This window comes from Arthrobacter sp. D1-29 (assembly GCF_054130585.1).
On the sequence record NZ_CP096383.1, the window covers coordinates 4,212,536 to 4,236,758 of the forward strand.

20 protein-coding genes are annotated in these 24,223 nt (G+C 64.8%); 9 read left to right on the forward strand and 11 right to left on the reverse strand.

Features of this window, described 5'->3' with window-relative positions; all coding sequences use genetic code 11:
• Positions 1 to 78 precede the first annotated feature (78 nt).
• The 3 genes from M1E17_RS19125 to M1E17_RS19135 form a co-directional block, all read right to left on the reverse strand.
• The gene (locus M1E17_RS19125; RefSeq protein WP_457963499.1) at positions 79 to 756 is read right to left on the reverse strand and encodes an NUDIX hydrolase; all 678 of its coding nucleotides are present in this window, start codon (positions 754 to 756) and stop codon (positions 79 to 81) included.
• On the reverse strand, positions 753 to 1,523 hold the full coding sequence (gene nth / locus M1E17_RS19130; RefSeq protein ID WP_457967842.1) for an endonuclease III: 771 nt from the start codon (positions 1,521 to 1,523) through the stop codon (positions 753 to 755). The genes M1E17_RS19125 and nth overlap by 4 nt, the downstream gene beginning before the upstream one ends.
• Positions 1,524 to 1,696: 173 nt before the next feature.
• A complete protein-coding gene (locus M1E17_RS19135) occupies positions 1,697 to 3,151 on the reverse strand; it encodes a hypothetical protein (protein ID WP_457963500.1) in 1,455 nt (484 codons plus the stop codon).
• A gap of 396 nt (positions 3,152 to 3,547) precedes the next feature.
• Here M1E17_RS19135 and acs point away from each other — a divergent pair, with 396 nt between their 5' ends.
• Both acs and M1E17_RS19145 read left to right on the forward strand, forming a co-directional pair.
• A complete protein-coding gene (acs, locus tag M1E17_RS19140; RefSeq protein ID WP_457963501.1) occupies positions 3,548 to 5,638 on the forward strand; it encodes an acetate--CoA ligase in 2,091 nt (696 codons plus the stop codon).
• Positions 5,639 to 5,898: 260 nt separating this feature from the next.
• Positions 5,899 to 6,687 carry a DeoR/GlpR family DNA-binding transcription regulator gene (locus tag M1E17_RS19145; protein WP_457963502.1) on the forward strand — a complete coding sequence of 263 codons (789 nt, stop codon included), beginning with the start codon at positions 5,899 to 5,901 and terminating at the stop codon, positions 6,685 to 6,687.
• Here the strand turns inward: M1E17_RS19145 and M1E17_RS19150 are convergent.
• A complete protein-coding gene (locus tag M1E17_RS19150; RefSeq protein WP_457963503.1) occupies positions 6,684 to 7,703 on the reverse strand; it encodes a LacI family DNA-binding transcriptional regulator in 1,020 nt (339 codons plus the stop codon). The two genes, M1E17_RS19145 and M1E17_RS19150, sit on opposite strands and share 4 nt — an antisense overlap.
• Before the next feature lie 17 nt (positions 7,704 to 7,720).
• Positions 7,721 to 8,920 carry a Gfo/Idh/MocA family protein gene (locus M1E17_RS19155; RefSeq protein WP_457963504.1) on the reverse strand — a complete coding sequence of 400 codons (1,200 nt, stop codon included), beginning with the start codon at positions 8,918 to 8,920 and terminating at the stop codon, positions 7,721 to 7,723.
• Between the two features lie 211 nt (positions 8,921 to 9,131).
• Here M1E17_RS19155 and M1E17_RS19160 point away from each other — a divergent pair, with 211 nt between their 5' ends.
• From M1E17_RS19160 to M1E17_RS19175, 4 genes are all read left to right on the forward strand, one after another.
• Positions 9,132 to 10,097 (forward strand): carbohydrate ABC transporter permease, encoded by a 966-nt coding sequence (locus M1E17_RS19160; protein WP_457963505.1) that lies wholly within the window; start codon positions 9,132 to 9,134, stop codon positions 10,095 to 10,097.
• 10 nt (positions 10,098 to 10,107) lie between these two features.
• Entirely contained in the window at positions 10,108 to 11,052 is a 945-nt protein-coding gene (locus M1E17_RS19165; RefSeq protein ID WP_457963506.1) for a carbohydrate ABC transporter permease, read from the forward strand.
• A gap of 90 nt (positions 11,053 to 11,142) precedes the next feature.
• Positions 11,143 to 12,483 carry an ABC transporter substrate-binding protein gene (locus tag M1E17_RS19170; RefSeq protein ID WP_457963507.1) on the forward strand — a complete coding sequence of 447 codons (1,341 nt, stop codon included), beginning with the start codon at positions 11,143 to 11,145 and terminating at the stop codon, positions 12,481 to 12,483.
• A gap of 155 nt (positions 12,484 to 12,638) precedes the next feature.
• Positions 12,639 to 14,900 carry an alpha-galactosidase gene (locus M1E17_RS19175; RefSeq protein WP_457963508.1) on the forward strand — a complete coding sequence of 754 codons (2,262 nt, stop codon included), beginning with the start codon at positions 12,639 to 12,641 and terminating at the stop codon, positions 14,898 to 14,900.
• Between the two features lie 84 nt (positions 14,901 to 14,984).
• Here M1E17_RS19175 and M1E17_RS19180 read toward each other — a convergent pair whose 3' ends face one another.
• Genes M1E17_RS19180 through M1E17_RS19200 form a run of 5 tightly spaced genes read right to left on the reverse strand, consistent with a single transcriptional unit; the run spans position 14,985 to position 20,285 of the window.
• Entirely contained in the window at positions 14,985 to 16,190 is a 1,206-nt protein-coding gene (locus M1E17_RS19180) for a glycerate kinase family protein (protein ID WP_457963509.1), read from the reverse strand.
• A gap of 22 nt (positions 16,191 to 16,212) precedes the next feature.
• A complete protein-coding gene (locus tag M1E17_RS19185; protein ID WP_457963510.1) occupies positions 16,213 to 17,724 on the reverse strand; it encodes an SLC13 family permease in 1,512 nt (503 codons plus the stop codon).
• The gene (locus tag M1E17_RS19190; RefSeq protein ID WP_457963511.1) at positions 17,721 to 18,380 is read right to left on the reverse strand and encodes a response regulator transcription factor; all 660 of its coding nucleotides are present in this window, start codon (positions 18,378 to 18,380) and stop codon (positions 17,721 to 17,723) included. The genes M1E17_RS19185 and M1E17_RS19190 overlap by 4 nt, the downstream gene beginning before the upstream one ends.
• A complete protein-coding gene (locus M1E17_RS19195) occupies positions 18,358 to 19,929 on the reverse strand; it encodes a sensor histidine kinase (protein ID WP_457963512.1) in 1,572 nt (523 codons plus the stop codon). The genes M1E17_RS19190 and M1E17_RS19195 overlap by 23 nt, the downstream gene beginning before the upstream one ends.
• A complete protein-coding gene (locus M1E17_RS19200) occupies positions 19,929 to 20,285 on the reverse strand; it encodes a hypothetical protein (protein ID WP_457963513.1) in 357 nt (118 codons plus the stop codon). The genes M1E17_RS19195 and M1E17_RS19200 overlap by 1 nt, the downstream gene beginning before the upstream one ends.
• 145 nt (positions 20,286 to 20,430) lie before the next feature.
• Here M1E17_RS19200 and aroQ point away from each other — a divergent pair, with 145 nt between their 5' ends.
• Positions 20,431 to 20,874: a type II 3-dehydroquinate dehydratase gene (gene aroQ, locus M1E17_RS19205; RefSeq protein WP_457963514.1), complete on the forward strand. Its 444-nt coding sequence runs from the start codon at positions 20,431 to 20,433 to the stop codon at positions 20,872 to 20,874.
• 3 nt (positions 20,875 to 20,877) lie between these two features.
• Positions 20,878 to 21,960 carry a DUF2332 domain-containing protein gene (locus tag M1E17_RS19210; protein ID WP_457963515.1) on the forward strand — a complete coding sequence of 361 codons (1,083 nt, stop codon included), beginning with the start codon at positions 20,878 to 20,880 and terminating at the stop codon, positions 21,958 to 21,960.
• A 1-nt stretch (position 21,961) separates the two neighbouring features.
• On the opposite strand, the gene M1E17_RS19215 is transcribed toward M1E17_RS19210, so the two are convergent.
• Positions 21,962 to 23,146 (reverse strand): MarP family serine protease, encoded by a 1,185-nt coding sequence (locus M1E17_RS19215; RefSeq protein ID WP_457963516.1) that lies wholly within the window; start codon positions 23,144 to 23,146, stop codon positions 21,962 to 21,964.
• 260 nt (positions 23,147 to 23,406) lie between these two features.
• Between M1E17_RS19215 and M1E17_RS19220 the strand changes: the two genes are divergently transcribed.
• Complete coding sequence (locus M1E17_RS19220; protein WP_214961308.1) at positions 23,407 to 24,084, forward strand: Crp/Fnr family transcriptional regulator; 678 nt, start codon at positions 23,407 to 23,409, stop codon at positions 24,082 to 24,084.
• Positions 24,085 to 24,223 lie beyond the last annotated feature (139 nt).

The window sequence follows — 24,223 nt, forward strand, 5'->3', positions numbered from 1 at the left end:
TACCAGACATCGTCATACGGGAAGCAGTTTTGGGCGTGGGGCGTGAAGGTGGGCCCCTGAAAGAGTGCCCTGACCGGGTTAGATGTCTATCACGTGCAGGCGGGTGCGGTCCCACGGGACCGCCCATCCCAACTGCTCGAAGAGTCCCGTCAGCACCATCCCGGTAAAGCCCCACACCAGGACACCGTTCACCGTGAAGGCCGGGCTGTTAAAGGTCCGGCCGCCCCGGCTGACGGTGGACATTACACGGTTGTCCGGGTCCAGCAGGTCGCGGACCGGAATCCGGAACACCTGTGCGGACTCGGCATAGTCCACCACCCGAACCTGCGACGGCGAAGCCCACCAGCCCAGCACGGGTGTGACCAGGAAATTGCTCCGGGCCAGCCCCAGCTCCTGGAGGGTGCCCAGGACTTCAACTCCCGTGACATCCAGCCCGGTTTCCTCTTCCGCCTCACGCAGGGCGGCAGCCACCGGGGATTCGTTGGGGTCAATGGTGCCGCCCGGAAACGCTACCTGGCCGGGATGGGAATCCAGGGTGTGCGCTCGTTCCAGCAGCAGGATGTCCAGGTCCGCGGGCGCCAGGGATTTCCCTGAGGAAGCGGGGACGTTGTCCAGCACGCCGAACAGCATCAGGACCGCGGCCCTGCGGGCAATGCTTTCATCCACGGTGAGGGTGGCCCAGAGCGCGTTGGGTGCGGGTGCGGTCCCGGATTCGGTCCTTCGCACCAGGTCCATGAGGTCCTGCCGGGCGCTCACGGATTTCTCTTCTGGGATTCCATCCGGATCTCGGCGGCCCTGTGCGTTTCTGCGAGCAGCTTTTCCAGGAGCGGCTCGCTGCCGGGGGCGAGTTCGTATTTCAGCAGCTTGGCGGCCTTGGCAGGATCTGTTTCCCCAAGCCCGTAGCTGGGACACCAGTTGGCCACAGGACACGCACCGCATGCCGGTTTCCGTGAATGGCACACCCGCCGTCCGTGGAACACCACGCGGTGGGAGAGCATGGTCCAATCCTTTGGCTCAAAAAGCTCGGCAACGTCGAATTCGATCTGGACAGGATCCTCAGACTGGGTCCAGCCAAAGCGGCGGGCCAGGCGGCCGAAATGGGTGTCCACGGTGATTCCGGGAATTCCAAAGGCGTTGCCCAGGACCACGTTGGCTGTCTTGCGTCCCACGCCAGGCAAAGTGACCAGGTCCTCAAGCCGTCCCGGCACCACGCCGTCGTAGTCGTCCACAAGACGGGTGGCCAAGGCAATCAGATTCCGGGTTTTGGCCCGGAAAAAGCCTGTCGGTTTGATGATCGCTTCCAGGTCTGCCGGGTCAGCCTCGGCAAGGCTGCGCGCATCCGGGTACCGCGCAAAGAGCAGCGGAGTGATCTGATTGACGGTGACGTCTGTAGTCTGCGCCGACAGAACCGTGGCAACCAGCAGTTCCAGCGGGCTCCGGAAATCAAGCTCTGCGTGGGCGTAGGGGTACTTCTCTGCCAGCACCCTGTTGATCCGGCGTGCCCTGCGCTTGAGGGCAAGCAAGGACTCCGATGAGACCCGTGGACCCGCCGCCGCTGCGCCGGAAAGTGCGCCGGCTGCCGCTGCACCCGCCACCACTGCACCGGCCACGGCCGCACCGGCGACAGCGCCGGAGGCCGCGGCCGCTGCAGCGGCCGCAGCCTCCTTGGGACTACGGGAAGCCGGCACGGTACCTGCTACCCGCGCTCGATGTTGCTGAGGTCGCGCAGCACACCAAGACGCCCGTCAGTGTGCTGAACCAGGAACTCGTGTCCGCGGTCCTCCAGTGCCAGTACCCAGCCTCCCGGTTCGATCACAAAGGCGGGGGCGCCGGTTTGTGGGTGAAACGCAGTTCGGTGCTGCGCTACGGCGAACCAGAAGGCCTCGTGGACCGGGGCTTCGTCCGACTCGTCCGCACGGCTTGCCGGATCAACTGTGGCTCCAATGGGCTCCTGGCTCCGGACCTGCTGATGCACCACGGTTGCGGGGGCAGGCTCCCAGGCTGCCGACGATCCGGCGTCTCCTGGTGCTGAATTGCCCGAAGCCGCAGTGCCAGACGCTGCGGCACCGGACGCTCCGGCACCAGCAAGGGCTCCACCTGTTGTTGCGGCGCCGGCAGCCGCCGTCGGAAGGCTGGCTGCCTGGGTTTCCTCCGCGGCGGACGTCCGGCCAGCCGGAGGTACGACGTCGGCTGCCTGGGTTGCGGGGGTGTGGTCACCTGCCACTGACCACTCGGTCATTTCGGCTGCTGAGGAGACTGCGGCCGCACTTCCTGCCCCAGCCGCGGCGGGGACCGTTCCGGATCCGGCAGCAGCCGGCACCGCCCCCGTTGGAGCTGTGCCCGGCGTTGGTACCGCCGATGATCCGCCATGAGCGGCAGATGCTCCGACCTGCGACGCAGCGCTTCCGGCGGCAGCACCGTGCGGGACAGTCGCTCCCTGCGGGGCTGCAGTTCCGCGGGCGTGAGGCGTTGCGTGCGGATTAATAGCTTCATGCTGGGCAGCCGCGGTGGGCTTGGGAGCCTTCGGCGTGTGCGGCCTCGGCAGCGGAACGGCTGATTCCCGGGCCAGCACGTGGGCAGGTGATTCCTTACGGTCCAGGAAGTCGCCGGCAAAATACGGAATGAACCGGGCCAGCACGGTAGCGGCAAACAGGACCACGGAGCCGATGAGTCCCACCAGCAGACTGTGGGCGTAGGCGCTTGCCACCGTCAGGAAGAAGAACGCCAGGGCGAAGGAGGCCACCACGGACGCGAACTGGTCAACGGACAGCGAACCGATCCGGATCCGTGTGGCGGGTGCCAGCCTGCGGGCGGCAAAAAGTGCGCTCACGATGAGCGGCAGGACCATTCCCAGGCCAAGGAAAAACAGGCTGCCGGCGTTCCAGAGGTTAAACCGGCCGCCAAAAATTGGCAGCAGCGAGGCGACGAAGAGAATGAGGGTGGCGGCAAAGACCGCCAGATCGCGAACCGTGAACGGCCCCAGGACTGCCTGGTTGGTGGTGCCGGGTTTGGCGGTGTTCCGCGGACCACTGGCTCCTGGCCCGCCGTCGGTCCCTGTTCCCGCGCCGCCCGCGGACGAGCCACCAGGCCCGGCCCCTGTTGAGCGGCCAAGTTTCTGGCCAAGTTTCTGGCCGAAGCTCTGCTGGTTCATTTGTTCTCCTTAGCGTGGCGGCGCCCGGGACGGTTTCGACCCAAACTGTGCCGTCTGAAACAGCGGCACCGGCCGGATGAAGGCACGTGGTGTGCCCGTCCGGACGACTCCGTGGAAAGTCACAATTCAGTTTCAGCCTAGTCAACCGCATGGCCGATCACTAGCCGAGCGGCCGGAGCGGCGCCATCAGCAGGAGCGTTGGGTGACCATTCACCGCTTAATAAACGCCGCTCACGGGCGCCTGTGTGACAGCGCCCACACGGCTGGGGAATCAAGCATTAGTGTTGATCGAGGAACAGCTCTTTGCGGAATGCCCGTGATCAGCCGCTGCCCGCCGTCGTGCATGTGGCGCCGCAGCGGGCCGGTGACGGCAGGCCGCGCAGCAAGGATCGATGAATGATGAGGTTCACCATGTCCCAGGACAACCCCAGCACCACGGTTACCGCAGCCGACGCCGCACCTCAGGAAAGTCAGCAGGAAAGTCAGCCGGGCAGCCAGCACAGAGACCAGCCGGGTGATGCCTTTGAAAACCTGCTGCATGAGACACGGGCCTTCCCGCCTACTCCGGAATTCGCTGCTGACGCCGTTGTCACGGCTGCGGATTATGCAGAGGCCGACGCCGACCGGCCGGCTTTTTGGGCCAAAAAGGCACGCGAGCTGCTCACCTGGAACAAAGACTTCAGCCAGGCCCTGGACTGGTCCAACCCGCCGTTCGCGAAGTGGTTCGTGGGAGGGGAGGTCAACGCCGCGTACAACGCGCTGGACCGGCACGTGGAGAACGGCCTGGGGGACCGGGTGGCCATCTATTTCGAGGGCGAACCCGGCGACACCCGCACGTACACGTACGCCCAGCTCACCGACGAGGTCAAAAAAGCCGCCAACGCTTTTGAGTCCCTCGGTGTTTCCAAGGGTGACCGCGTGGCGGTGTACCTGCCGATGATCCCTGAGGCTGTCATCACGCTCCTGGCCTGCGCCCGGATCGGCGCGGTGCATTCGGTGGTATTCGGAGGTTTCTCCGCCGACGCCCTGCGGTCCCGGATCGAGGACGCCGAAGCCAAGCTGGTGGTCACGGCCGACGGCACGTACCGCCGCGGCAAGCCCAGCGCACTGAAGCCCGCGGTGGACCAGGCCCTGTCCGCCGATGGCCACAGCGTGCAGAACGTGGTGGTGGTCAAACGCAACGGCCAGGACGTGGACTGGCACGAGGGCCGGGACCACTGGTGGTCCGATACCGTTGACGGCGCCTCAACCCGGCACACCGCCGTCGGCCATGACTCCGAACATCCGCTGTTCATCCTCTACACCTCCGGCACCACGGGCAAGCCCAAGGGCATCCTGCACACCACCGGCGGGTACCTCACCCAGACCGCCTACACCCACAAGGCAGTCTTCGACCTGCACCCGGCCACCGACGTGTACTGGTGCACGGCCGACGTCGGCTGGGTCACCGGCCACTCCTACGTCGCTTACGCACCCCTCATCAACGGTGCCACCCAGGTCATATATGAAGGCACCCCCGATTCCCCGCACCAGGGCCGGTGGTGGGAGATCGTGGAGAAGTACAAGGTCTCCATCCTGTACACCGCACCCACTGCCATCCGCACCTTCATGAAATGGGGCCGGGAGATCCCGGACAGGTACGATCTGTCCTCCATCCGCGTGCTGGGCTCGGTGGGCGAATCCATCAACCCCGAGGCGTGGATGTGGTACCGCGAGGTCATCGGCGCAAACGCCGGCAAGAACGGCGAGCGCAAGGACCACCCGGCCCCGATCGTGGACACGTGGTGGCAGACCGAGACCGGCGCGCAAATGATCGCCCCGCTGCCCGGCGTCACCGCCACCAAGCCAGGCTCAGCGCAAACACCGCTGCCCGGCATCGCCGTGGACGTTGTGGACGAACAGGGCGAATCAGTCCCCAACGGCCACGGCGGATTCCTGGTCATTCGCGAACCCTGGCCGGCCATGCTCCGCGGCATCTGGGGCGACCCGCAACGCTTCAAGGACACCTACTGGTCACGCTTTGAAAACATGTACTTCGCCGGCGACGGAGCCAAAAAGGACGACGACGGCGACATCTGGCTCTTGGGCCGGGTGGATGACGTGATGAACGTGTCCGGCCACCGGCTCTCCACCACCGAAATCGAATCAGCACTGGTCTCCCACCCCTCCGTGGCCGAGGCAGCCGTCGTGGGGGCCGCGGACGAAACCACCGGCCAGGCCGTCGTCGCGTTTGTCATCCTGCGCGGTGACGCGGTGGACTCCGGCGACACGATCGTGCAGGAACTCCGCAACCACGTGGGCAAGGAAATCGGCCCCATCGCCAAACCCAAAACCATCCTCGTGGTCCCCGAACTGCCCAAGACCCGCTCCGGCAAAATCATGCGGCGCCTCCTCAAAGACGTAGCGGAGGGCCGCGAAGTAGGCGACGCCACCACCCTGTCGGACAACACAGTGATGCAGCAGATCGCCGCCTCCCTAAGAAAATAAAATTAAAGGGGAGGGGCAGCAAAGGTGCGGCTCCTCGGAGGCAAGGGATGGGTCCCACAACCGTGACGAGCTGATGAGTGGGAGTTATCCGGCAGCCTCCTCAGCGGGGCCTACGCCGTTAGGGTTCCCTGGCCGAGCTTGCGAGGCTAGGGGGACGGCGGGGACGGAACGAGCAGCACGCCGAGGATGACTCCCACTCGTCAGCGGACTGAACCCTAGACTGGGACCAGCCCTGTCCCCGTCCTAAGGATCCGCCCCAGATGCTCCCCGCTGCACGTCACCAGGCTATTGTGGACACGGTCCAGCGCGAGCGGGTCGTGCGCGTGTCCGACTTGGCGCAGCAGCTGGGCGTTTCCCTCATGACTGTGCGGCGGGACATTGAGCTGCTGGAAGAAAGCGGCCGGCTGGAACGCATCCACGGCGGTGCCAAGCTTCCAGGTGATCCCAGCACTCACGAGCCGGGCTTCGAACTCAAGTCCACCCAGCTGACAGCAGAGAAAAGGGCCATAGCGCAGGAGGCGGCCGCCCTGGTCCAGGAAGGCATGGCTATTGGGCTCAGCGCAGGAACCACTACCTGGGCGCTGGCGCAGGAACTGGTCAACGGTCCGCGGATCACCGTGGTGACCAACTCGATGCGGATTGCCGATCTGTTCCATCACGGTGCCTCGGCCGGAACAGCCCGCTTCGGCTCCACCGTGATCCTGATCGGCGGCGAGCGAACGCCGTCGGATGCACTTGTGGGACCCATCGCGACAGCCGCGCTGAAGCAACTGCACCTGGATGTCCTGTTCCTCGGCGTGCACGGCATGGACGCGGAGGCGGGTTTCACCACTCCAAACCTGCTGGAGGCCGAAACGGACCGCGCCTTTGTGGCCGCGGCCCGGAAGGTGGTTGTCCTTGCGGACCACACCAAGTGGGGGCTGCTGGGGATCAGCACCATTGCCGGTTTGAATGAGGCTGACGAGATCGTCACCGACTCCGGACTGGGCATGGACGCCCAACGGATCCTTGGCGAGCGAATCGGCAAAGTGCGGATCGCCTCAGCCTAGGGGCAGCCGCAGGACTGCCTGACGTGGAGCCGGGTGTCGAAAATCCGGTGCATGGGCTTGTCGCCCCGGCGGGCGCCCACCAGGGCAGCCACGGCGGCCTCTGCCATCTCGGCCACGGGCTGCTCAACAGTGGTCAGCGGCGGCCATGAATACTCGGCCTCAACGGAGCCGTCAAAGGACGCCACCGCGATCTCATCGGGAACGGCCAGGCCTGCCTCATGGACGGCCCGCAACAGGCCGATCCCCTGCATGTCAGAGGTGGCGAAGATCGCCGTTGGCCGGTTGACGGACGCCAGGAGGCGCTGCCCGGCAACATATCCGCCGGGCCGGGTGAATGAGCTGTAGACGATGGGCCCTTCGGGCAGCCCTGCCTCCTGCAAAGCTTCCCGCCAGCCCACTTCGCGGCCGTCCGTGGTGCCCGAAACGTTGGTTCCCATCGCCAGGCCGATATTGGTATGGCCATGTCCAATCAGGTGCTCTACGGCGATCCGGGCGCCGGCGGCAAGGTCCACACCGATGCTGTTAAAGCCGGGGGCGTCCCTCTCCTGGTTCAGCAGCACCGACGGGATGTCCGCCGTTTCCAGGACCTCCAGGTCAGGCTCGAAGAGGACACTGGCCAGCAGCACTCCGTCCACCTGCCGCGCAGCGAGGTTGCGGATATTGCGCCGCTCCTTGGCCAGGTTTCCGTCCGAGTTGCTCAGCACCAGGGCGTAGCCCAAGGCAGCGGCCGCGTCCTCGACGGCGTGGGCAAAAAGGGAAAAGAAGGGGTTCGAGTTGTCCGGGACGATGAGCCCCAGCGTCTCACTGGAGCCCAGCTTGAGCGCACGGGCCGCTGCGTTGGGCCGGTAGCCCAGGACGCGGATGGCGTCCTGGACCTTCGCTTCGGTGGCGGGCGCCACCTTCTTGGGCCCGCCATTGACCACATAGCTGACGACGGCGGTGCTGACGCCCGCATACCGGGCAACATCCTTGCGCGTCACTGGTCCGCGGGGAGCCTGCACTGCTGGAGTGGTCATGGACTTCATGCTAACTGTCAGATTCCGGGGGCGTCGCCGAAGTCGCGGATGGGCAGCCGCTCCCCGTTGCGCTGCGCTGACTGGTGCGCCACGATGCCGGGCAGCGTGAACCGCGCGGCAACCCAGGCGTTCACCGGTGGCAGGGTGCGGCTATTGACGGCGGTCACGAAGTCGTCCACCAGGAAATGGTGGCTGCCCTCGTGGCCGTTCGGGGCGCCGCGGAACTCCTGCGGAAGCCGTTCGGCGTCATGGACGGGCGAGAGCCCCGAAACGAAGGCGTCCCTCAGCTCCACTGCAACGTTGGCAAGCGACGGGTCGTCCAGGGACATGCTGGCCCGGGTTTCCAGCTGCTCGGAAATGTCGTGGACGTTTTCCTTGTCCTGCCACACCGTGACCTTTGCCAGCTGTTCAAAGCTGGCGTCCGTGCCGAAGAACCGGAACCGGGACTCCCTGATATGGGACGGGTAACCCACTCGACGCATCTCATTGGTCCTCATGACGCCGCCGTCGTTGAGTTCAAAGAGGGCCGTGGCATTGGAAAAGTCATTGCCGAACATGCTGACGTCCTTGTCGAAAACGCCATCATTGCGGTCATCCTTGACTCCTACACAGCTCACACTGACAGCATGCGCGGGGATGGCACCCAGCACTCCCCCTACAGCATGGGTGGGGTACAGCATGGGAGGGTAGCTGGCGGTTTCCTTCCACCGTTCGCCTCCGCTGTACTGGTAGGCGTCGTAGAATCCAAGGTCCATGTCATGGACGTAGTCGCCTTCGCTGTAGAAGATGCGGCCGAACTTCCCGGCGGCAAGCTGCTTGCGGGCGTAGACGGTGGCGGGGTTGTAGTAGCTGGTCTCCCCCATCATGTAGACCAGCCCTGTGTCCCTGACGGCGTCGATGATGCGGGCGATTTCGTCCTCGGAGATGGCCATCGGGACGGCTGAGTAGACGTGCTTGCCGGCGCGGAGCGCCTGCTCCACCAGCGGGCCGTGGGTCCAGCGCTGCGTGAAGATGGCCACGGCATCGACGTCGGAGGCAAGGAGTTCGTCGAAATCCGCCTTGACCCCTGCAAGGTGCAGGCGGTCTGCAGCCTCGGCCGCACGCTCCGGAACCTCATCCACCACGTACACGGCGCTGACTCCGGGGTGGAGATGGAACAGGTGGGCGAATTGACCACCAAACTGGCCCACGCCTACTACGCCTATTGAAAACGTCATTGTCTGCCTTCCGTGAGTGGTTGCGGGTATCTGCCGGGCAAGCGCTCTCCCATGACTTGCCAGTGTTTCACCGGAATCTACTCGAGTCAACAGTACGAGGTTGCCGGGAAAACTTTCCAAAGAAAAGCAGAAGAAATACTTGCTGGACTAAATCTACTCGTGTAGATTCGCGGTTAGTTGTTACCCACCTCACAGTCAGGAAGGGTCGAAGATGACCACCCTTACCAAACAGCAACGGGACCCGGCGGGCCGGGCAGCGCGACCCAAAGCAGGAAAAAACGGCAGTACCGGCAAGAAAAGCGTGATCCATCAACTGGGCGACCTGAAGATGGCAATGTTTTTTATCCTCCCCGCAATGATCGGCTTCGTGGTCTTTTTCCTGATCCCCACCATCCGCGGCGTCTACCTCAGCTTCACCGAATACAGCATCCTGGGGGACCCCACCTGGATCGGCATCAAGAACTACACCGCGATCTTCGCTGATGAACTGTTCTGGAACTCCATGGCGGTCACCGTGCAGTACGTGGCAATCAACATCGGTTTCCAGACAGTTATTGCGCTTGGGCTGGCACTCCTGATGCACCGCGTGGCAAAGTCAACGTTCATCCGCGGCGCCCTGCTGATGCCGTTCCTCGTGGCCAACGTCATCGTTGCGCTGCTGTGGTTCTGGATGCTGGATTACCAGTTGGGCATCGTCAATGAAGTCATCAGCTGGATCGGACTGCCACGCATCGCCTTCTTCGGAAGCGAGCAATGGGCCATCCCCACTATCGCTGCCGTCAACGTGTGGCGCCACATGGGTTACACCGCCCTGTTGATCTTTGCCGGCCTCCAGGCCATACCGCAGCACGTCTACGAGGTGGCATCCCTGGATGGCGCATCTCCCACAAGGACCTTCTGGGGCATCACCATCCCCCTGCTGCGCCCGGTACTGGTGCTGGTCCTGGTAGTTACAGTGATCGGATCGTTCCAGGTCTTCGACACCGTTGCCGTCACCACGGGCGGCGGTCCCATCAACGCCTCCCGCGTCATCCAGATGTACATCTATCAAAAGGCCTTCACCGAGTCGGACTTCGGGTATGCCTCCGCACTGTCCGTCATTCTCTTCGTCATCCTCGCCCTGGTGGCCTTCGTGCAGATGAAGTTCCTCAAGGGCAACGAATCGGACCTGGACTAAGGACCCCGCAATGACTACCTCGACTCCCTCCCTGCAAGACGCCGCCACGTCAACCCGAGCTCCAATCGCCAAGCCCCGCAAGCCCTTCAACTGGGGCCGTGCCGGGGCGTGGGCCCTCGTGATCCTTGCGTTGATCGTCACTATTGCGCCGTTCCTGTGGATGCTCCGCACTGCCCTTTCCAGCAACCATTCCCTCGCGGCCAACGCAGGCAACCTGCTGCCCGCCGATTTCAGCTGGGGCGCCTTCAAACGCGTCCTGGGCCTGCAAACCCCTGAGGAGGCCATAGCGGAAGGCGGCTCCGGTGCTGCCATCAACTTCTGGTGGTACCTCCGAAGCTCCATCATCGTTTCCACGCTGGTCACGGCGGGGCAGGTCTTCTTCAGTGCAATGGCCGCCTATGCCTTTTCCCGGCTCCGCTGGCCGGGCAGGGACAAAGTATTCGCCCTGTTCCTGGCCACCATGATGGTGCCGCCAATCTTCACAGCACTGCCCAACTTCCTGATGATCAAGAACCTGGGACTGCTGAACACCTACGCCGGCATCATCCTGCCCTTCCTGTTCATGACACCCTTCGCCATCTTCTTCCTGCGCCAGTTCTTCATGAGCATGTCCAGGGAAGTGGAAGAAGCAGCCATGCTGGACGGCGCGCACAAGTTCCGCATCTTCTTCCAAATCGTGCTTCCCAACGCCGCCGCACCCCTGGCCACGCTCGCGTTGCTAACGTTCATCGGCACGTGGAACGAGTACTTCTGGCCCCTACTGGTGGGCCAGGACGAAAGCGTCCGGGTCCTCACTGTGGGGCTGGGTGTTTTCAAGTCCCAGTCGCCACAAGGCGCACCCGACTGGAGCGGCCTCATGGCGGCCACCCTTATCGCCGCGCTTCCTGTCCTCCTGCTGTTCATCGCCTTCGGCAAGAAGGTAGTGAATTCGATCGGGTTCTCCGGGGTCAAATAGGCCTCCACCCCTGTCCCACCGCACCACTTTTCCCAGTTTCACTATTTTCCGCAGTTCCCCGTTTCGCCTGCCTGAATCGAAAGGTCCATCATGAAAAAATCCCTTGGCGTCGCCGCTGCTGCCGCTGCCTTTGCCCTGTCCCTGTCCGCCTGTGGCGCACCAGCTCCTGCCTCCACGGAGGCCAAGGGCGAAATCAATTATTGGCTCTGGGACGCCAACCAGCTGCCGGCCTACCAGCAGTGTGCTGACGATTTCACCAAGGCCAACCCGGACATCAAGGTCAAGATCACCCAGCGCGGCTGGGATGATTACTGGACCACCCTGACCAATGGATTTGTTGCCTCAACCGCCCCGGACGTCTTCACCAACCACCTGGCCAAGTACCCTGAATTTGCCTCCAAGAAGCAACTCCTCGCCCTTGACGACGCCGTCAAGAACGACAAGCTCAACTTGGATATCTACAACAAGGGCCTCACCGATCTCTGGGTCACCGAAGACGGCAAACGCTACGGGCTGCCCAAGGACTGGGACACCATCGCTTTGTTCTATAACAAGAAGCTGATCGCCGATGCCGGGTACACCGAGGAGCAGCTCAAGGACCTTGACTGGAACCCGAAGGATGGCGGCAGCTACGAAAAGGCCATCGCCCACCTCACGGTGGACAAGAACGGCAAGCGCGGCGACGAGCCCGGCTTCGACAAGAACAACGTTGCGGTTTATGGCCTTGGCCTGGAAAACTCCGGCTCCGGTACCGGCCAGACCCAGTGGAGTTTCCTCAGTGCCACCATGGGCTGGACCCACACAGACAAGAACCCCTGGGGCAAGGAGTTCAACTACGACGACCCCAAATTCCAGGAAACCATCACCTGGTGGACTGGACTCGTGGATAAGGGCTACATGCCCAAGCTGGAGACCACTGTGGGCGCCAGCGTGACTGACAACTTCGGTGCCGGTAAGGCCGCCATCAACACCAACGGTTCGTGGATGATCGGCCAGTACACCAGCTACAAGGGCGTGGAAACAGGCATTGCTCCCACTCCCAAGGGACCCAGCGGCAAGCGGGCCAGCATGTTCAACGGCCTGGCCGACTCCATCTGGGCGGGTACCAAGAATCCTGCCGCCTCAGTCAAGTGGGTGGAATACCTGGCCTCCGCAGACTGCCAGGACGTCGTAGCCAAGAAGGCTGTAGTCTTCCCGGCCATCAGTACCTCCTCCGAGATCGCGGCCAAGGCATTCGCGGACAAGGGCATTGATGTCAGCGCCTTCACCACACACGTAGAAGACGAAACCACGTTCCTCCTCCCGATCGCTGACAAAGCGGCGAAGGTCGAGGGCATCATGGAGCCGGCCATGGACGCTGTCGTGTCAGGCAAGAAGCCGGCCAGCTCACTTTCCGAGGCCAACGAGCAGGTCAACGCCCTCTTCAAGTAGGGCCCGCATCGTGGCTGCGGGTGTGGCCGCAGCCACCCGGTCCGGATGCCGCCGTTTCCTCCTTGCGACGGCGGCATCCGGACCACACAGGCATAACAGCAATCAGCAACACAACAGCAACCAGCATCAGCAACCAGACCGAAAGAGACATACCTATGGATCCGCTCTACCTCCGTACCACCGGCACCAGCCTGGTGATCAGCTTCAGCAGCGGGGAGGCCGAGATTATCCATTGGGGCGCCGATCTTGGCGCCAGCCTTCCGGACCTCGCCATCCTTGGGGAACCCATCCCGCACTCGGCTGTGGACGCAACGGTCACCGCCGGGCTCCTGCCGCAGGCATCCTCAAGCTGGCGCGGCAGGCCGGCACTCCGTGGACACCGAATCGCTGACGGGATCCCCGGCCACGATTTCTCGGCCCGCCTCCGCGTCACGTCCGCCAGCTCCGGGCCGGGGCCAGGGACCGCCGACGCCGCCGCCTCCGCCGCCATCGTCCAGGCAGACCCCGACGCCGGCATTACCGTTGAGACGTCCATAAAACTGCACGACGGCGGTCTGCTGGAGCTGCGCCACACGCTCACCAACGACGGCTCCTCCCCCTACCAGCTCGACGAACTGGCCACGGTCCTGCCGGTGGCGCCGGACGCCGTCGAGCTCCTTGACCTCACGGGACGCTGGTGCCGGGAACGCCACCCGCAGCGCCGCTCCCTCCAACAGGGAACGTGGGTGCGGACCGGACGGCACGGCCGCACCGGTCACGATTCCTCACTCCTGTTCGCGGCCGGCACCGAAGCCTTCGGCAACCGCCACGGCAAGGTGTGGGCCACGCACCTGGCCTGGAGCGGAAACCATGAACAGTTCGCCGACAGCATCGGCGACGGCCGGACCATGATCGGCGGTTCAGAGCTCCTGGGCCCGGCGGAAGTCATCCTCCAGCCCGGCGGCAGCTACACCACGCCTGCATTGTTCGCGGCCTACTCCGACCGCGGCCTGGACGGCGTCAGCGAAGCGTTCTACAGCTGGTTTAGGTCCCGCCCCCAGCACGTCCTCCCTGCTGCACCCGCCACCGGCGGCAAAAGCACTGCCGGCAAAAGCAGAAACGGCAAAGCAAGGCCCGTTGTGCTGAACACCTGGGAAGCCGTCTATTTTGACCATGACATTGACACGCTGATCGAACTCGCTGACTCGGCGGCAGAGCTGGGTGTGGAGCGATTTGTGCTCGACGACGGCTGGTTCCGCGGGCGCCGCACGGACCGTGCCGGACTGGGCGACTGGTACGTTGACGATGCCCTTTGGCCCCTGGGCCTCACGCCGCTGGTCGAGACTGTCACCTCGCGAGGGATGGAATTCGGCCTGTGGGTGGAACCGGAAATGGTCAATCTGGATTCGGACATCGCCCGGGAACACCCCGAGTGGATTGTGGGCCCCTCCGCACTCTCCCACAAGGACGGCGGCCGGCTCCCGCTGGAGTGGAGGTTCCAACACATCCTGGATCTGGTGAACCCGGAAGCCTGGCAGTACATATTCGACCGGATAGACGCCTTGCTCACGAAGTACAACATCAGCTACCTCAAGTGGGACCAGAACAGGGACCTGCTGGAGCACGGCCATGTCGGACGCCCGTCGGTACACGAACAGACCTTGGCCGCCTACCGCCTCTTTGACGAATTGAAGAAGAGCCATCCCGGCGTCGAGATCGAAAGCTGCTCTTCGGGCGGCGCGCGCGTGGACCTCGGCATCCTGGACCGGACGGACCGGATCTGGGCGTCGGACTGCAATGACGCCCTGGAGCGCCAGACCATCCAGCGCTGGACCGGGCTGGTGGTTCCGCCGGAACTGATGGGAGCGCACATCGGCCCCACCACCTCGCACACCACGGCCCGCACCCACGATCTGTCCTTCCGTGCCATCACTGCGCTGTTTGGCCACTTCGGCATGGAGTGGGACGTCCGCGAGGTCCAGGGTGCCGAGCGGGAGCAGCTCAAGCGCTTCATCGGGCTTTACAAGGAGCACCGGGACCTCATCCACTCCGGGCGCATGGTCCGCGCGGACGTTGCCGAGGGTTCCCTGCTCCTGCACGGTGTGGTGGCTGGCTCTCCTGCCGGCGCATCACCGGCTGGATCGGTGCAGGGCACGACGGCGGCTCTGTTCGCGTTGGTCAGTACCCGCACCGCGTTCGCTGAGCAGCCCGGCCGGATAACCATCCCCGGGCTGGAGGCTGACCGCGGATACCGCGTGGAAGCCATCTTCCCCCTGCCGGGGGACGCGGACTACGCCCACAACTACACCCAGGTCCAGCCGCCAGCGTGGCTTAGTGACGGTGCCGAGGCCAACGGGCGTTTTCTGGCCGAGGTGGGCCTGCCCATGCCCATCCTCAACCCTGAGCACGCCGTCCTGCTGAAGTTCACCGCACTGTAAGCCTGGCCTGCCGGGCCATTCGTTTCCTCGGTTGGGGGATGGCCCGGCATGCCCTGCCCCATTCAGGGGCTGAGGTCTTGGGGATCAGGCTGCGTTGCCGAGCCGGGAGGAAATCGCGGAACCCAACAGGAGTACGCGGAAGGTCCGCTCGGTGGCCTCCCGCAGCAGGACGGCCGCTTCGGCAACAGCCCTGTCCAGGTCCATGGGGATGGGGATAATCCCGGCTATGGCATCGATTCCCGCAGCATGCACGTCAGCCGAGTCCTTGCCGATGGATCCCGCGAGAGCCAGGACCGGGACACCGGCAGCCTGGGCGCGGCGGGCAATCTCTGCAGGGACCTTTCCGCGAGGGGTCTGGAAATCGATGGCGCCCTCGGCGGTCACCACAAGGTCTGCCCGGGCGATATGGGCATCCAGGTCCACTCCGGCCAGGCCGGAGTCCAGCAGCAATTCGAAGCGCGGAACCAACCGGGCTCCCACGGCAGCAAGCCCCGCTCCCAGGCCGCCGGAAGCTCCGGTACCGGGGCCTGTCCGCAGGTAGTTTTCGGACAGCCCGCCGGCGGCTGCCAGCAACTGGGCCCACCGGTCCAGCCCGGCGGACAACAGCTCCACCTGCTCTGGCGAGGCACCCTTCTGCGGCCCGAACACCCTGGCCACGCCCTGGGGGCCGCACAGTACGTTGTACGGATTCAGTGCCAGCTCAATCCGGCAGGAGGAAAGCCGGCTGTCCAGCCCGGTCAGGTCCACGCCCGTCGTCTCGGCCAGGGCTGCACCTCCCTCCGCGAGCTCCCCTCCTCCCGGCCCAAAGACGCGGGCGCCGAGGGCACGCAGGGCGCCCGCACCGCCGTCGGACGTTCCCGAATCCCCGCACCCCACGATAATCCGCTCAGCCCCTTCGTTCAGGGCGGCAAGCATCAGTTCCCCCACGCCGCGCGTGGTGGTGCTGCCGGGGTCGCGCATATCCGACGGCACCAGGCGGAGGCCGGCGGCGGCGGCCATTTCCACCACCGCGGTGGGACTGTCCACGTTTCCAAGCATGGCGAAGTGGGAGTCCACAGGCTTCCCCACCGGGCCGGTCACGCGCTGGGCAACCAGGCGTCCTCCCGTGGCGCAGGCCAGTGCCGCGGCGGTGCCTTCACCGCCGTCGGCCATGGGCACCGAGGTGACCTGCACGCCGGGGATGACCCGGCGGATGCCTGCGGCAATCGCCGCTGCCACTTCCACCGCGTCCAGGCTTTCCTTGAAACCGGACGGTGCCACGAGGATTCGTTGCGGAATGGACATAACCATGAGGGCCACCTTGAGGGTTGGGTTAGCGGGAAGTGAAGAGAGGAAGGCCCAGGACGGGCCAGACTGCAAAGCTGAAGACAAGGACCAGGGCAGTGCTGAGCGGGCCCAGCCAGGCAGAGAGCCGAAGCAGGTCCGCCGCGGAATAATGGGCAGTACCGTCAGTTTCTGCAAACATCGCCACCGGCTTCGCCGAACTGGTGAGCGTATGGCAGAAGCCGGCCGCGGCGGTTGACGCGAAGGCTGCCGCCATGGGATCCATGCCCATCGGAACCGCCGACGCCACCACCATAGGGATCAGCACCGCCGAGCGTGCAGACCGGGACTGGATCACCAGGTGGGCTGCCGACGAAACCGTTACAACAGCCACCACAAAGACAGGCGCCTTCCAGCTGCCCAGGGCGGCCACCGGGGCCAGCACAGAGGATGCCAGCCATCCTGCTGCCCCCGAGGTGACCAGGCTGGAGCCAAGGGCAAGGGTGGCCGCCATGAAGATCAGCATGGACCAGGGCACCTTTTTCAGCGCTGCGCCCAGCTTCACTGATCCGTAGAACGGAGAGGAAACCACCAGGGCACCGATCAGCGCCACGAGGGCCGGCTCCAAGCCGTGGATGGGCTCCGTGCACCACAGGACCACCACGGCGGCCAGCAGCAGCAGCGAGCGCTGTTCGTCCAGGTCGAGGGGGCCCCGCAGCCTGGTGCTGCTGCCGCTTTGGAGCTGACTGACCTTCACATGCAAGGGCATGGACCTGTCCGCTCCCGTCGTGAAAAGGCGGAGCGTCAACTCGGCCGCGAGGAAGCTGGATGCCAGGCCGATGGGCAGTCCAAGCAGGAGCCAGGACGCGAAGTCGAATCCCGGATAGCCGGCTGACTGGAGGACCTGGCTGGTGATCAGGTGCGCTCCGGCGCCCAGGAAGGAGCTGACTGCCGAGAGCAGGATGACGCTGGGGAACAGGATGGCCAGCAACCTGACCACCGCAGGACGCTCCTTGAGCACCGCGCGCAGTGCCAGGAAGATGGGCAGCACCAGGGCCGCCCGGCCTGACGTGGCAGGGATGGCAAAGCTGGTCACCACCAGGCCCAGAGTGGCCAGATAGGCCAGCTGGCGGACACTGCGCGCCCCAGTGATCACGAAGGCGGCACCCCGTGCGGCGAGGCCCGTTGACGCAACGGCACTCGCGATGACAAAGGCTGCCATGAGCAGCCAGACAGTTTCGTCGCCCAGGGCGGCGAAGAGGCTCTCCGTTGGCATCGCCCCGCTGATGACCAGAGCGGCGGCGGCCCCGAGGGCCACGTAGGTATCCTCCACTGCTGAGAAGATCCAGAACCACACGGCAGCCACAAAGATGCACAGCGTCAGGGCTGCGTCGTGATGGAGGCCGCCGGGACTGACGTTCAGCCACAGGAACACCATGATGGCGACTGCCACAGCCGCCGCCACAACGGCAGCGGGCCGGAGTGCCCGCGGAAGTGTGGCGGCAGGCCCAGGCCCGGATTCCGTGCTGCGCGGGGTTGACTCGTAGTAGGTGGTTTTCATCTGAGCCGGTACCCCGCGCCCCGGACTGTCTCCAGCCGTTCCGCGCCAATCTTGGCCCGGAGGGCCCGCACGTACACATCCACCACGTTGGAGGCGGGATCAAAATCCATCGTCCACGCATGGGAAATGAGCTGCTCCCGGGTCAGGACCTGGCCTGGATGGCGGAGGAACACCTCCAGCAGCGAAAACTCCCGGGCTGTGAGATCGGCGTCCGCCTGCCCGCAGCGGACCCGGCGGCTGCGCAGATCAAGTTCCATATCCCCGTGGCTAAGCTTCATCACGGGGGCTGAATCGGTGTCATCCACCAGTCTGATCCGCACCCTTGCCAGCAGCTCAGCGAACTGGAAGGGCTTGGTCATGTAGTCGTTCGCGCCGCTTTCCAGCCCGTAGACGGTGTACGCTACGGAATCGCTGGCGGTGAGGACAATGACAGGAGTCTTGGACCCTTCGCTGCGGAGCCGCTCGAGGACTTCGAAGCCATTGAGCGTGGGGAGCCCGATGTCCAGGATAAGCATGTCGAAGTCCCCGGACCGGGCCAGGAGGAGGGCGCTGGCGCCGTCATCCACCACCAGGCAGGAATAGGCCGCAGCCCGGAGCCCCTTCTCAATGAAGTCGGCGATTCGGCGGTCATCTTCAGCGATCAGGATCCGGCTCATGGCTGCCCTTTCTGTCGTTCAGCGCTTCCTCGCCCGGGCCGGGCTCCGGAGCCGGAATGGTCATCCCGAAGGTTGCACCCTGTCCTTCAGTGCTGCGGAGCCAGGCGGTGCCTTGGTGCGCTTCGGCGATGCTGCGGACAATCGCCAGTCCCAGCCCGGCACCCGGCCTGGAACGGTCGGCGCCGCGCGCAGCCTCGCCCCGGTGGAAGCGTCCGAAAATCAGGGCGGCCTCCTGGGCTCCTACGCCGATTCCTTCGTCCGACACCCAGATCAGGAATTTGCGGTGCGGCCCTGCCCCCTCGAAGCGAGAGCCCAGGTGCACTGTGCTGCCTTCCGCCGAATACTGGCAGGCATTGGTGGCAAGCTGGAGTACAGCCTGCGTGATGCGTTGCGGATCCAGACTGACCCGGCCCTCAGCGATCTCCAGGATGGGCCAGCCCCGCGCCCCCAGGGCCTGCGCCTTGGCCTCAATGTCCAACAGCAGGGCGGCTGCGTCCGTGCTGCGCAGCTGGGTAAACCCGGGCCGGTCGACTTTGGCCAGCAGCAGAAGGTCGGAAACAATGCGCCCCATCCGGGCCAGCTCGTCATCCACCAGCGCCAGCGTCCGCGTCCTCTCCGCCGGGCTGTCGGACATCAGCTCCAGGTGCCCGCGGATAACGGTGATGGGTGTCCGGAGCTCGTGCGAGGCATCATCAACAAACGCCCTCTGGGTCCGGTACGCCGCTTCGAGGCGGTCAAGCATGGTGTTAAACGTGATGGCCAAAGCAGCGATGTCGTCGTTCCCCTGGACAGGGACGCGGGCCGTCAGATCCGATTCGGAAATATCCGCAGCCACGCGCCGGACCTCCCGGACCGGCCTGAGAATCTGCCCTGCCACCAGCCAGGCAATGGCCGCGGTCACCGCGAGCCCACCGAGGGAGACGAAGAATATGGTCACAGTGGTGCTGGCCACCTGGGCCTCCCGCGGAGCCATATAGTCACCCACGATGAGGTAGCCGGTGTCGCTGCCGGACTCGATGGGCAGCCTGGCCCAGTGCATCTCACCCGCGCTGGTCTGGGCTATGCCGGTGGCATCCTGGCCCGACCTGATACCGTTCAACAGCCCTTCATCCTTGGGAAGCTCGTGCCCCGTAACCGGGGTACCCATGGCCCCGCTGGGTGTGTACAGGACGCGCCCTCCCACGCTGCCCAGGATCACTTCGCCAGAAGCCGCAGACTGCCGGCTCAAGTACCTCTCCAGCATTTTTTCGATTGACGTGAATGGCTTCGCGGTGGTGGGATCCACTCCTTCCTTGGCGAAGGCGCGGAATTCCTGGAGTTCCTGTTCTATCGCCTGGTGGGCCTGCGTGCGGGCCTGGTTGAGGGTCAGGGAGCGGACAGTCAGGAGCACCGCGAGGAGGGTCAGTGCGGTAGTCAGGACAATCCACGCGGCAATGCGCCAACGCGCCGGGACGCGTGACCCCAAGCGGCCCTGCGGGGCCAAGCTGCGTGGTTCCCTGGCCGGGGCTTTCGGGAGGGGGCGCTCCAATACTGCCGTTACTTCTCCCATCACTCGTCCCCGTCGTCGGTGTAGTCGTCGTCGTCAATGATGACCGGCGGCCCTACTGGCGCCGGCGGTGCCGGCGGTGCAGCTGGCGCCGGCGGCACCGCAGGCGACGCGGTGGGGGCGGGATCGGGTTCAGCAGGCGTCGGCTGATCAGGGGCTGCGGGCGGCGACTCTTCCGGTGGAGCCGGAGCCGTGGGCTCCAGTCCCGGTGCCTGCAGACCGTCCGGACCGGGCCCCAGACGGACAGGCTGTGAGTCAATGGCCGGCGGCCCGGCAGGTGCCGCGAGCAGGCTTCCTGCCACAGCGAGCAGCACCGGGATCACCAGCACGGCTGCCATTGTGATTACGCGTCGCATCATGAGCATGCCTTTATCGTTGCAGGCCTTAATGAGGCGCTGATGAAACGGGAATGAAGAAACCTTCATCCGGCCAGGCCGTCCCGTCCAGCCAAGAGCCCTCCGTCCGGCCGCTGAACCGGGTTCCTGATCGCCTAGAGTTGGCATCATGAACGATTCCCGCGGCACCATCCTTGTGATCAACGGGCCCAACCTGAACCTCCTGGGTACCCGTGAACCGGAAAAATACGGCATCTCCACGCTGGCGGATGTGGAGGAGTTGGCGCGCACCACGGCCAAGTCCCACGGCTTCACCGCGGAGTGCGTCCAGTCCAACCACGAGGGTGTCCTGCTGGACACCATCCATGCTGCCCGGGGCGCCGCCGTCGGAATTGTCATTAACGCCGGCGCCTTCACCCACACGTCCGTTGCGCTCCGCGACGCCCTGGCCGCCGTTCAGCTGCCTGCCGTGGAAGTCCACATCACCAACGTGCACCAGCGCGAGGAGTTCAGGCACCACTCCTTCCTCTCCCCGGTCTGCACTGCGGTTATCGTAGGGGCCGGCGTTTTCGGTTACCGGCTCGCCATCGACTACCTGGCGGAAACGCTGTAGCCAATGGCCGCCGGCCAGGGGCTGCCGTCGGAGCCGCAGCCAAAACCCATCCCGGACGGGGGCGCCACGGCCAGCCGTACGGCGGCGTGGTACCGGCATTTTGGGTTGGTGGAGGCGCCTGGGTCCTCCCCCTGTTACGCCGAGTGGACACTGGGCCTGGCCGATGACCCGCCGCTGATCGCCCGGATCGATGCGTGGCCGCACGACAAGCGCCAACCCAACCTGCTGCTGGCCGCCGCACGCTATCTGGGTGCCCGCGTAGGACCCTATGCGCAGTTCCGCCAATTTCTGGAAGACCATTGGGCGGACATCAGCAGGATCGTCCTCTCGCGTTCCACGCAGACCAACGAGGCAGGCCGCTGCGCCACTCTGCTGCCCTCCCTCGCTGCCATTGCAGCCGCCGAAGGCAGGCCGTTGGCGCTCCTGGAGGTGGGTGCCTCAGCCGGCCTCGGGCTGTTCCCGGACCGGTACGGCTACGAGTTCGACGACGGCACGTCCGTCACGCGGCTTTCCCCGGAACAGCCGTCCCGAACGGACGTAGTGCCTCCTGTGCTGCAGTGCACCACCAAGGGCCCTGTGCCCGTGCCTGCCCACCTCCCGCCCGTAGCCTGGCGTGCAGGAATCGACCTGAACCCGCTGGATATCAGGAATTCCGACGACGTCGCGTGGCTGGAAGCACTCATCTGGCCGGAGCAGGAGTTCCGTCTCAGGAGACTGCGCCAGGCTATCGCCATCGCCCGGGACGAACCACCACTCCTGGTAGCAGGCGACCTGAACGACCGGCTGGTTGACGTGGCAGCCCAAGCGCCGGCCGACACCACCCTGGTGGTTTTCCACAGTGCCGTGATGGCCTACCTCAGCGCCGAGGGAAGGTCCCCGTTCCGCAGGACCATCCGGCAGTTGGCGGCCGGCAGGGGATGCCACTGGCTGTCCAACGAAGGGCATATGGTGATTGACCAGGAGGACGGCTCCAGCGTGGTGCCGGAGGTGGATCCGCAGCTGATCGCGGGCAGGTTCCTGCTCACCCACAACGGCATTCCAGAGGCCATCACAGGACCCCATGGCCAAAGCCTCGAGTGGCTCTGACCTACTTCTGGATGCATTGCCCGGAGGACACCGGGGCGTTCATCGCTGGCGCCTGGGCGGCAACGGGCGTGAGGTCATCCATGGTGATGGCGAAACCCATCTCCGTATCCGAGGTTGCCTTGGCAAAGATCACCCCGGCAACCAGCCCGTCTGTGGTGAGGAGTGGCCCGCCGGAATTCCCGGGCTGGATATCCCCTGCCAGTCGGTAGATTTCCTCGGGCGAGGAGTTGTTGCCGTAGATATCCGGGACCAGCACGGTGGTGATGTCCTGGACTGTTGCGGGCTTGGATTGGAAGGGCCCGCCATGGGGATACCCAGCGAAGGCAGCCGGGCTTCCGTTCGGGAGGTCAGGGCTGAGCGCCAGCGGTTCTGTGGGCAGGCCGTCAACCGCCAGGACTGCGAGATCGTTCTTGGTGTCGAAGTAGACCACCCGCCCGGGCATGGCACCGCCGTTCAGGATCTCCACCACCGGCTGCGACACGCCCGCCACAACATGGGCGTTGGTCACAACCCGCCCGGGAGACACCACAAAGCCGCTCCCTGTCTGGTTCTGGCCGCATTCGTAGGCTGTGCCGGCGATTTTAAGCACGGATTCGGCGGCGCGGTTAAGCGCCGGTGTGTCGGTGCTGGCGTTCGGAACGGGCAAAGGCGCACCCTGATCCAGGCCTTCAAGGAGGGTGGGAATGCCGTTGCCGATCACCGTGGAACGGAGTTGGGCCATGGTGGCCTTCACCGGGTTGGGGGTCAGCCCATCGATGAACCGGATGACCTTGGATTCGGCCAACGGCTGTGACACAAACGGTACGCCCAGGGAACTGATGCTGAACGCGAGCATTGACATGACCAAGGCTGAGACCACCAGGTTGGCCGCTCCGCCCACCAGCCGGTCCACCGCACGCAGCGGCGTGATCCGCACTGCGCCGCGGATTTTCCGGCCGATCATGGTTCCCAAGCCGTGCCCTAAAGCCACCAGCACCACCGTGGACGCCACAATGGCAGTAAGCCTCCACGCGGAGTCGTCCACGAATTCGCTGACCAGGGGAACGGCGAAAAACGCCGCCATGGCACCGGCGGCGAAACCCGCGATCCCGCCCAGTGTCACCAGGAAGCCGTTGCGCAGGCCGTAGATCAGGTAGGACAGCAGCGCCAGAATCAGCACCAGGTCCAGAACAGTCAAGCCAAACACCCAGGCTCCTTATAAACGGTTGAGACCCAATTCTAGTGGCGCTGCCTGACATTCCCCTGTGGGACGGGGGCGGGCCGGATTCCGATCCGGCAACGTCCGCCTGTTCGAAAAAGGGTGCCGGGCATCACGCAGCCCCTGCTCCGAATATGACTTTTCTGCAGTGGTTTAGGCCGTTTCGGCTGCCAAGTACGTCACAGAACGTTGAAAATTCTGGAACAATGGCACAAGCGCCACAGCCGACACATTACTCAGGAGATTTTATGGACATCGAGGTACTGCGCCGAGCACCCCTTTTCGCCACGCTCGACGACGAAGCATTCCGTCTGCTGACGGATGAGCTGACCGAGGTGGACCTTTCCCGCGGTGCATCGGTTTTCCGGGAAGGCGACCAGGGCGACCAGCTCTACTTCATCGTCTCCGGCAAAGTGAAGCTGGGCCGCACGTCCCCGGACGGCAGGGAATCTCTCCTGGCCATCCTGGGCCCGGGCGAGCTGTTCGGTGAGATGGCCCTCTTTGACCCCAGCCCCCGAACGGCCACAGCAACCGCAGTATCTGAAACCCGCCTTGCGGGGCTCAGGAACGAAAGCCTCAACGCGCTGCTCCGCACCCGTCCCGAGGTTTCCGCGCAGCTGCTGCAGGCCCTGGCCCGACGCCTGCGCCGCACCAACGATTCCCTCTCCGACCTGGTGTTCTCGGATGTTCCCGGCCGGGTTGCCAAGGCTCTCCTGGATCTGGCAGACCGCTTCGGCCGCCCGGCAACCGATGGCGTCCTGGTGGCCCACGAACTCACACAGGAAGAGCTGGCCCAACTTGTCGGCGCGTCCCGTGAAACGGTTAACAAGGCCCTGGCCGAGTTCGTCCAGCGCGGCTGGCTCCGCCTCGAAGCCCGCGCCGTAGTGATCCTGGACATGCAGCGCCTGCGCCAGCGCTCCCGCTAAGTTTTCATTAATGAGGCCCTAAGGCCGGCATCCTGCTCTTTCGTCGCTTTGACACACGCTTCCGGATGCCCGCCTTAGGGCCTTTTGCGTGGCAGCCGGGCCTGTTCCAGCATCACTGACGGTCGTAGGATTTGAGCTA